Raw genomic sequence first — 8,850 nt, 5'->3', positions numbered from 1 at the left:
AAATCGATTTTATATTTGTGCACCAATTACGCTTTTGAGAAATACATCGCAACCAGTTCGACATTCCCTGCCACCAAGCTTGCAGCAATCTTGATTTCACGAAAGTTATGGTCTAGTAATTTCCATATATTGCACCAAACTAGCAGCGCTTTAAACTCCGTACCCACAAGCTCGCTCGAAGAATGATTTTCTAAAAACGCTTTTTGTAAATCCGTGCAATATAATCGGCCTATGATTACATTTACCACACAGAACCGCTGTTAATACGTCCATGTACGCTCTCCTTTTCATCCCTGAAAACGACGTTCTGCTTTGGTAAATCTAATCACAGTCCTCAAGTAATGTGTCGTCTTCGAGCAAGCTTTTATCTAACTTCTTTATTGCTGCGAGAAAGCGGTGTATGAACCAGCAACAATATAAAAGTTAGGAAAGTGCTAGAGCAACTAGGAAAGTACTAGAGCAATAACTTAGAGCAAAATCTCTTTTTCAGGGATGAAAAAGCGAAGCGTACAGGGACTGTATTCACAGCGTTTTTGTGAAAGTTATGGTCTAGTAATTTCCATATATTGCACCAAACTAGCAGCGCTTTAAACTACGCAACAATACAACAGTTAGGAAAGTACTAGAGCAATAACTTAGAGCAAAATCTCTTTTTCAGGGATGAAAAAGCGAAGCGTACAGGGACTGTATTCACAGCGTTTTTGTGAAAGTTATGGTCTAGTAATTTCCATATACTGCACCAAACTAGCAGCGCTTTAAACTCCGTACCCACAAACCCGCTATTCTGCCTCTTTAATAGCCGCCAGCCTCACTTTTGCATCACCGACAACCTTGCGCTTCTCATCATCAGACAAAAAAATCCAATCAGTGCGCTCATCTTTCGTACGACCACACCCCTTACAAACATCATCCTCATTCAACTGACAATAGCCAATGCAAGGGTTTTTCGGCTTGTTTCCAGTAGAAAACTCAAACTGATTCATAAAATTAACAACAACTCGATTTAAATTAATAGATAAACTTTAAGTTAGAAAAAATATACCTATACTTAGCATATAACGATATTCTAAAGGAAACTCGTATGGTAATCGATAAAGCAGATGCACTAGAAAGATTAGCGGGCAACGAGCAACTGTTTGTCATGCTAGTTAATAAATTTACCGACCAATACAAAAACTCAACGCAAGAGGTCGCTAACCTAGTATCATCTGGTCAATTAAAAGACGCTGCTGTACTCGTTCACTCAATAAAAGGAGCTGCAGGTAATTTAAGCATGATTGAACTATATAACCATGCAAAAGCCTTAGAAGCAGAGTTAAGAGCAGAAAACACAGCGGTTGATTCAATGTTGACAGACTTTAGTCAAGCATTGCAAGCCGTCATTGACGAAACATCTTCTTGGTAAAACATGTATAAAAATGAAAGTGTAGATACCGGCAATAGCCGCCCGTGCATTCTATTGGTCGATGACCAAGAAATAAACCTACATATATTAAAGGCTGCACTTTCTGGGATGTATGAACTACATACCGCTACTGACGGCCATCAAGCACTTGAGATCCTGCATAAACATCACCAAACCATAGATTTGGTGCTATTGGATATTCAAATGCCGAAAATGGATGGCTACCAGGCTTTGTTAGAAATTCGCCAAAGCGACGACTTAAAAAACATCCCAGTTGTTTTTATAACAGCTAAAGACACAGCCAAAGATGAAGCAAAAGGGCTTGAGCTTGGTGCGATGGATTACATTACAAAACCCTTTAATATGGCGGTTGTACATGCACGAATTCGTAACCAGCTCGCGTTAAAGAAAAAGTCTGATTTATTAGAAAAACTGGCTTTATTAGACGGCTTAACAGAAATTCCGAATCGGCGAAACTACGACCATACTATTAAGCAAGAATGGCGGCGAGCAGCGAGAACCAATAGCCCTATTTCATTGATAATGCTGGATATTGATTATTTTAAGCAATACAACGATAACTATGGCCATAGTTTAGGTGACGAAACTTTGAAAGCTGTGGCGAAATGTTTATCCGAGCAAGTGATGCGCAGCGGTGACCATGCGGCTCGATATGGCGGTGAAGAGTTTGTGGTTGTTTTGCCAAATACAGACCTTCGTGCTGCGAGCAAAGTGGCCGAGAAGATTCGTGAGGCAATTATCAACTTACAGATTCGTCACGCATTTAGCGAGGTTTCTGAATATATCACCGTGAGTTTAGGTGTTTCTTCAACCATTCCAAACATTTCAGAGCCATACATTGTTTTACAAGAACAGGCCGATCAAGCGTTATACCAAGCTAAACAAGCTGGCAGAAACCAAGTATCGTCAGCAGCTGACTCTCAATAAATCAGCAGCCAATATTCGACATACAGGCTGCTTTTCCAAGTTCCTAAGTTAAGCAGGCGAGTTTTCCGCAGCTTTTGTTTCAGCGACTTCATCTTTCAGATCGTCAACTTCTTTACTGTCGTTAACAAAACAAACTGAAATTGCGCCTAATACCAAAGATGCCCCCGCTAACCACATCATACCAATTGCGTGATTATCAAATAAATATAACAAAATTGGCCCTGCAATTATGCCACATACAATTTGTGGCCCAGCAACGGTAAAGTTGAATATGCCCATGTACACCCCCGTTTTATCTGCAGGTAAAGCGCCGGCTAATATTGAATAAGGCATTGCAATAATGGCCGCCCAAGCAATACCAACCCCTATCATTGGGATTATTAAACCAATTGCCCCAGCTGGTACTTCAACTTGCGCTATCAATAAGTTGACTTCAACGGCTTGTGAGTGGGTAAATAACCCCATTGATAAAAAGCCAACCGCGCCAGCCAATAAACCAATTGCGTAGGTAAATTTACGACCAAAGGTGTTGGCCATTTTGCCCATTACCGTTGAAAACAATGCGGCTGCGATATACATCATTGCATACAAAATACCTAACCAGTCACCTGCTGAGCCTTTTGCTGCACTGATATCGGCCGGGACTGAGTCTACAGATTTAATGTAGTCGGCATTAAACCATTTAGGGTCGATTCCCCAAGATGTTTGAGTGATGGCAGCCAGTATGTAGACCCACATTAAAAACATTGGGAACCACGAGAAAAACTGTACAAATGAAAGTTGTTTCATGGTTTTTGGCATGGTGACCATTAATTGCCACATACCTTGGATTTTTTCAGATACACTTTTGTGGTCAGCTTCGGCTGGCGCTTCTGCTAAACCTTTGTATTTTCGATATTCTGCTGGCGCATATTCTTTGGTTTTAACCACAGTCCAAAGCACTGAGGCCAACATAATAAAGGCGCCTAAATAGAAAGACCAAGCAACGGTTTCAGCCACTTCACCTAACTCAGCTTCGTTGCTTAGCAATAAAACATTGGTTAAAACGAAAGGTAAGATCGAGCCGATAATCGCGCCCATGTTAATCAATAATGACTGGATTGAATAACCTTGATTTCGTTGCTCGCCAGGTACCATATCAGACACGAGCGCTCTAAAAGGTTGAAAAGCAACGTTAAACGCGGCATCCATGATTGCCAACATAATTAAGCCGAACACCATTGGCATAATGAAACTGACAAATAGCGGTGCTTGTGGCATTAAAATCATCGCGATAGTGGCCGTGAGTGCACCAGCTAAAATAAATGGGCTGCGACGGCCTAATCGTGTCCATGTTCGGTCGGAACTGGCACCGACTAAAGGCTGGATGATCACGCCCATCAGTGGCGCTAATAACCACATAAAAGATAATGAATAAAGGTTTGCTCCCAAATCAGAGAAAACACGACTCATATTAGCATTTTGAAGTGCGAAGCCGATTTGCACACCAAAAAAACCAAAGCTGACATTCCAGATTTGCCAAAAGGATAACTTGGGCTGTTTCATAATTTTATCACTGCTCGTAATGTTAAAAAAATCGTACTAATTATTAACATTCTAACAGCCGACTGTTATTTGTAATCAGGTTTTTATATGCATACGTATGCAGGGTTAGCCGAGAGAAATTAGCTGGTTAGCGGGCTATTTTAGCCCGCTTGTTTTAACTGATATGCTAGTTTAGAGCGATTTGCTTCCGCGCAACTGTATTAACAATTCCATCTGTTTGTTGCCCACTATCATGTTGCGATACTGCTGTTGAATATCTTGCAGGGTTAGTTGTTGCAACAGTTCAATACTGCGCTTTTTGCTATCAAACTGAGTTTGATTGTCGAAAAAGTCATATACGTATTGCCCAGCTTCCTCGTATAAATTATTTGGCGCTTGTTGATAGTGACTTAATAAACCATCACGCGCTTGCTCAAATTCCGCTTGGGTGAGTTGATTAATTTTGCTGGCAAAGTCTTTTCTAAACTTATCCATACGCTTTTTCAGTGCTTTATAATTGGTGTTGTTGCTTTGTACTAACATGGCAAATATCGGTTTTAACTGATAGTCAAACGCCATACTAGAAACTTGGTAGCCTAGTTGCTCTTCGGTACGCAATTCAGCAAAAAACGCACTGTGATAAAAATTGTTTAAAACTTTAAGTGACAAACTGTCTTTTAAACTGGCGCGCGGTGCGATAAAGGCATCTAACACTGCGTGGTCGGTATGTTTCACTTTGTGGCTAAAATTGAGTTGTTCACCCGCGTGAATCGGCATAAGTGGTTTTTTATACCTGTCGATGCGTTTACGCTCAGCTGGCAAAATTTGACTGTAGGTGTCGATTGCACTGAGTAATTCGTGTTGTCGATAAGCACCAAACGCAAAAATAAGTACTTTGTTGCGGTTGAGCAACTGTTGTTTAAATTTATTCACTACCGCCAAGTTGACGTATTTGCTTGCCTGTAACAGTTGATCGTCTGTGAGTGCTGTGTATACCAATTGAGTTAACAATCTTTGTGCTTGTTGCGCGGGTGTGTCTAACGCTTTGTTGGCAAGCTGTTCTTGATACTTGGTTAGTGCTTGGTTAAATTCTTGTTTGCTCGGCTGATAGTTGACCAATGCTTGCAATAACTGCTCGGCTAACAACAGATGTTTTGCGCTTTTACCTTGAATTTTAAAACGCATACTGCCGCCCCAATAGGGTTGGATATGAATATCGATTCCAGCACGTGACGCTTTGTCGCGCAGTGCAATTAAGTGCTGTTCAAACATGTTTAAAAATACCCGAGAAGCTACTTTGTATTGGCCGTCCCAGTCGCCTACATCTGTGTTGATAATCAGCTCCATCCAACCTTGGTTATGCTGAAATTTACGACTGTGGCTTAACCATGCTTCTATGCCGTCTTGATGATAAATCTGTGTTGGTTGGGTTAACTCAGTGGCAATGCCTAGATCTTCTTGCGTATCAAATAATTCATTGGTTTTAGGCAGTTGCATTGCAATATTTTCACTGGCATTTAACCAGTCAGCTTGTTCTTGGGCACTAATTTGTTTAACCGCATATTTTCCGTCGTAATGAGGAATTGACTGCTCGACTGTAACTTGTGGATATACATGCCAAACCCGCATATTCTCCACTGTCATTTGCGCTAACACTTGCTCAATTTTACTTGGGTTAAATTCGGCAAATACACTGGAGCGATTCAGCAAGTTTTGTGGTGGCACATCAAACATTGCTGCACTTAGATTAACGGCAGTGTGCATTAAGTTGCCTTTGGCGTTGTTATTAAATTCATCCATCGCCATTGCTGCGAGCTCTTGATAATACTGCTGGTTGATGCCTTGTGTACGAATTAAGTTGATGTACGACAATGTGGCAGCAATTATTTGGTCGACCTTGTTCACTCCACTATCGGTTAACGAGACATGAATTTGCACAAACCCATCTTTACCGTAGTAGTCTGGCGCAAATTGCACTGAGCTAGAGATTGCAAGGTTTTGCTTGCGTAGATATTCACCAAGCGTACCCGGCTCTTCTGAACTTAATATATAACTTAGATAACGGTTAGCTTGATATTGCCAGTCGTCGCTGTTGTCTTGCAGTGCAAATTCAATAAAAAGTAATTTATGCGTTTGCTGCGGTTGGTAATAGATATGCTGATTTAAGTTGTCTGCGGTAATGCCAGGTATGCTAATTTCTTGTGTTTGCGCTTGGTTATTATTGATATCGGCAAAATGTTGTTTTGCCAGTTGTGCAAGTTCAGCTAAATTTTGTGGCCCTGCCAATACTAGGTTCATTTGATTTGCTGAGTAGTGTTTTTTATAAAAGGCGATGGCTTCGTCAAGTAACTTGCTGTTGGGTTTATCGGTTAAGGTTTGCAAGTTGCCTACGCTAATTTGACTACTCGGGTGTTGTGGATTGCCTGTGTGTGCACGTACTCGTTGCAAAATCACCCCATCGTGTGATTTTCGTTTTGACCATTCGTTATCAACAGCCGTGCGCTCTTTGTCTACATAAACTGGGGCAAATAGTGGGTTTTTAAAGTAATCTGAAAAACGGTCTAGCGCGCCTTGGTAATGTTCGTTGGGAATCGAAAAGTAGTAGTTGGTGTGATCTTTAGCTGTGTAGGCGTTACTAGAACCCCCTTTGGTTTCGATAAAGTTGAAATAACCCGATGGTTCTGGATATTTTTTTGAGCCTAAAAACAGCATGTGCTCAACAAAATGTGCTAGCCCAGGTTGGCTTTTAGGGTTGTGATAACTACCCACACCAACCGACAATGAGGCGATAGATTGTTCACTGTTTGGGTCTGATACGAGTAATACTTTTAGTTGGTTGTTCAGTTGTAAGTATTGATATGCCCTGTCGTCTCGAGGGCTTTTGATAATTTCAACTGGTTGAGTATTTACGACAGGTTGCACTTCTGGCAGTTTAACTGTGCTATTACAACCTGCAATTAAACTGCATACGCAGGTGATGCTTAGAATTAATTTGTTGTGTATGTTCACGCAAAAAGTCCTCACGCTAAAATTTTTATGAGTGGTATGACTCTATTTTTATTATTTGGTTTAATTTTGCTTGCTTAGCTGTGCAAGCTGAGATTGAGCTGGTGCTAAATCTGATACACGTTGCAGTGCTATTGCATTGGCTGTGTATTGGGTAAAAAACTTTTGTAATACTGCAATTGTGGCTGGATGGGGGTGGCCTATGGCGATCACGGTTTGTTTTTTAGTGGCCAAATGCAACACCTTGTTGAATTGCCTTTGAATAGCCGCTTCGTCGACTTCGTTGTCGAGAAAGACATGGCGTCGATAAGCTGTTACACCGAGTTGCTGTGCAACAACAAGGGCTTGTGATGCGCTACTGGTGCGACTGTCTACAAAATATAGGTTGTGCTTTTTCAGCACGCGCATTATTGCCTGCATCGGCGCGGTCATTTGGGTTAGTTTACTGCCCATATGGTTGTTCACCCCAATTATTTGTGGGTATTGAGCAATTGCATTTTCGAGTGTTTGGGTTATTTGTTGTTCTGTCATACTGCTATATAAAGTGCCTGGTTCTAGCGTTCGTCCGCTGAGTGATTCCATTGGCAGGTGCAGCATAATTTCGTGACCACGTGCACTGGCTAAATCGGCCAGTTCTTTGCCGTATGGGGTATGCGGCAGTATTGATAGGGTTATTTCTGGTGGTAGCGACAGCAGTGCTTTATCGGTAGCTCGGTAACCTACGTCATCTATGATTATGGCGATTTCGGCTTGTACTGGCGTTGTTAGCCCGATTATTTGCAGCGCCATAAAACAGGCTAGTCCTAAGCTTTTGTTTTTTATTTTTTTGTATAAAGTCACAGCGCATTTCTTGTTATTAACGACCGACGCAGTTTAGATAGTTCAAGCAAGAATGGCAAATTTATTACGGTTAAAAGTCAGGAAAGTGCTAGAGCAATAACTTAGAGCAAAATCTCTTTTGCAAACACCGTGTGACCAAGCAATAAAAATGTCAGGAGAGATGGTTGGGATTGTGTTTCTCAAAACGTCCAATCGGTAGGGATACCGTTTGAGAGCGGGCCATGGATGGCCTTGCAGCGGTTTTGAGAAATACATCGCAACCAGCTCGACCTTTCCTTCCACCAAGCTTGCAGCAATCTTAATTTCAACAAATTATGGTCTAGTAATTTCCATATACTGCACCATACTTGCAGCAGCTTTAACAAATACATAGCAACCAGCTCGACCTTCCTGGCCGCTAAAGTTGTATTAAGCTATTACGACCACAACTATACTAACCTAGACTCTAATTTTTTATAGATAGCATTTTTATCACGTTTACCAACGGCTAAAACGTATACTACGACTTCATCATCAATAACTTCGTAAGCTAATCTATACCCTGCAGTTCGTAATTTAATTTTATATACGGACTCATATCCGCTGAGTTTTGCAGATGGAACGTGTGGATTTTCTAATCTTTCTGCCAGTTTCTTCTTAAATTGCGCTTTGAGTGGTTCAGCTAGTTTGCCCCATTCCTTTTTAGCAGCAGGGAGAAACTTTAATTTATAAGTCATCTAAATTAACTTCAACAGCGTCGGACAGATCACCACGACGCTCTTCTACCACTTTTGCTAATTCATAATCATCAACGACATCCATCAGCCACTCATATGTTTCGGCTGGGACTAAATAAGCAGCTGGCTTGTTGTGATTCAATATTGCGATAGCAGAACCTTCGGCTTCGTTCAGTAAAGCTGTAGGATTTTTTTTAAGTTCAGAAATACTCGCTGAACAATCGGCTAAAACTTGTCTCATCATAATCACCAATTAAGTGCTAAATATAGAGCTTATTTTAGACCTGATTAAAACTTTAAGCCAGAACTTAATTGAGCGAAGTTATGGTCTAGTAATTTCCATATACTGCCCATACTTGCAGCGCTATAAACTCCGAGCTTGCAAGCTCACTCGAAGCATGGTTTTCTAAA

The 8,850-nt window shown here is 41.1% G+C and carries 8 protein-coding genes; 2 read left to right on the top strand and 6 right to left on the bottom strand.

Annotated elements, in window-relative coordinates:
* Positions 1-779 precede the first annotated feature (779 nt).
* Positions 780-983: a DUF1289 domain-containing protein gene (locus tag DS2_RS18940; protein ID WP_035016647.1), complete on the bottom strand. Its 204-nt coding sequence runs from the start codon at positions 981-983 to the stop codon at positions 780-782.
* A gap of 98 nt (positions 984-1,081) precedes the next feature.
* Between DS2_RS18940 and DS2_RS18935 the strand changes: the two genes are divergently transcribed.
* Both DS2_RS18935 and DS2_RS18930 read left to right on the top strand, forming a co-directional pair.
* Positions 1,082-1,405, top strand: coding sequence for an Hpt domain-containing protein (locus tag DS2_RS18935; RefSeq protein ID WP_035016645.1), 324 nt, complete (start codon positions 1,082-1,084; stop codon positions 1,403-1,405).
* Positions 1,406-1,408: 3 nt separating this feature from the next.
* Entirely contained in the window at positions 1,409-2,353 is a 945-nt protein-coding gene (locus tag DS2_RS18930) for a diguanylate cyclase (protein WP_035016644.1), read from the top strand.
* A 48-nt stretch (positions 2,354-2,401) separates the two neighbouring features.
* Here the strand turns inward: DS2_RS18930 and DS2_RS18925 are convergent, their stop codons facing one another.
* The 5 genes from DS2_RS18925 to DS2_RS18905 form a co-directional block, all read right to left on the bottom strand.
* Complete coding sequence (locus tag DS2_RS18925) at positions 2,402-3,898, bottom strand: MFS transporter (protein ID WP_035016642.1); 1,497 nt, start codon at positions 3,896-3,898, stop codon at positions 2,402-2,404.
* Between the two features lie 171 nt (positions 3,899-4,069).
* The gene (locus tag DS2_RS18920; RefSeq protein WP_035016639.1) at positions 4,070-6,886 is read right to left on the bottom strand and encodes an insulinase family protein; all 2,817 of its coding nucleotides are present in this window, start codon (positions 6,884-6,886) and stop codon (positions 4,070-4,072) included.
* A 60-nt stretch (positions 6,887-6,946) separates the two neighbouring features.
* The gene (locus DS2_RS18915; RefSeq protein WP_051480028.1) at positions 6,947-7,672 is read right to left on the bottom strand and encodes a divergent polysaccharide deacetylase family protein; all 726 of its coding nucleotides are present in this window, start codon (positions 7,670-7,672) and stop codon (positions 6,947-6,949) included.
* Positions 7,673-8,151: 479 nt separating this feature from the next.
* Positions 8,152-8,439, bottom strand: coding sequence for a type II toxin-antitoxin system RelE family toxin (locus DS2_RS18910; RefSeq protein ID WP_035016636.1), 288 nt, complete (start codon positions 8,437-8,439; stop codon positions 8,152-8,154).
* Positions 8,429-8,680 carry a type II toxin-antitoxin system Phd/YefM family antitoxin gene (locus DS2_RS18905; RefSeq protein ID WP_035016635.1) on the bottom strand — a complete coding sequence of 84 codons (252 nt, stop codon included), beginning with the start codon at positions 8,678-8,680 and terminating at the stop codon, positions 8,429-8,431. The genes DS2_RS18910 and DS2_RS18905 overlap by 11 nt, the downstream gene beginning before the upstream one ends.
* Between the last annotated feature and the right edge of the window lie 170 nt (positions 8,681-8,850).

This window comes from Catenovulum agarivorans DS-2 (genome assembly GCF_000568405.1).
In the GTDB taxonomy this organism is placed as follows: domain Bacteria; phylum Pseudomonadota; class Gammaproteobacteria; order Enterobacterales; family Alteromonadaceae; genus Catenovulum; species Catenovulum agarivorans_A.
Note: the sequence above shows the minus strand (reverse complement) of the source record. Positions and strands in the feature narration are given on the sequence as shown.

Excerpts from the sequence above, each read along its gene's own strand:
- DS2_RS18905 (WP_035016635.1), bottom strand. The coding sequence starts at position 8,680 with ATGAGACAAGTTTTAGCCGATTGTTCAGCGAGTATTTCTGAACTTAAA.
- DS2_RS18910 (WP_035016636.1), bottom strand. The coding sequence starts at position 8,439 with ATGACTTATAAATTAAAGTTTCTCCCTGCTGCTAAAAAGGAATGGGGC.
- DS2_RS18935 (WP_035016645.1), top strand. The coding sequence starts at position 1,082 with ATGGTAATCGATAAAGCAGATGCACTAGAAAGATTAGCGGGCAACGAG.
- DS2_RS18940 (WP_035016647.1), bottom strand. The coding sequence starts at position 983 with ATGAATCAGTTTGAGTTTTCTACTGGAAACAAGCCGAAAAACCCTTGC.
- DS2_RS18925 (WP_035016642.1), bottom strand. The coding sequence starts at position 3,898 with ATGAAACAGCCCAAGTTATCCTTTTGGCAAATCTGGAATGTCAGCTTT.
- DS2_RS18930 (WP_035016644.1), top strand. The coding sequence starts at position 1,409 with ATGTATAAAAATGAAAGTGTAGATACCGGCAATAGCCGCCCGTGCATT.
- DS2_RS18915 (WP_051480028.1), bottom strand. The coding sequence starts at position 7,672 with ATGGCGCTGCAAATAATCGGGCTAACAACGCCAGTACAAGCCGAAATC.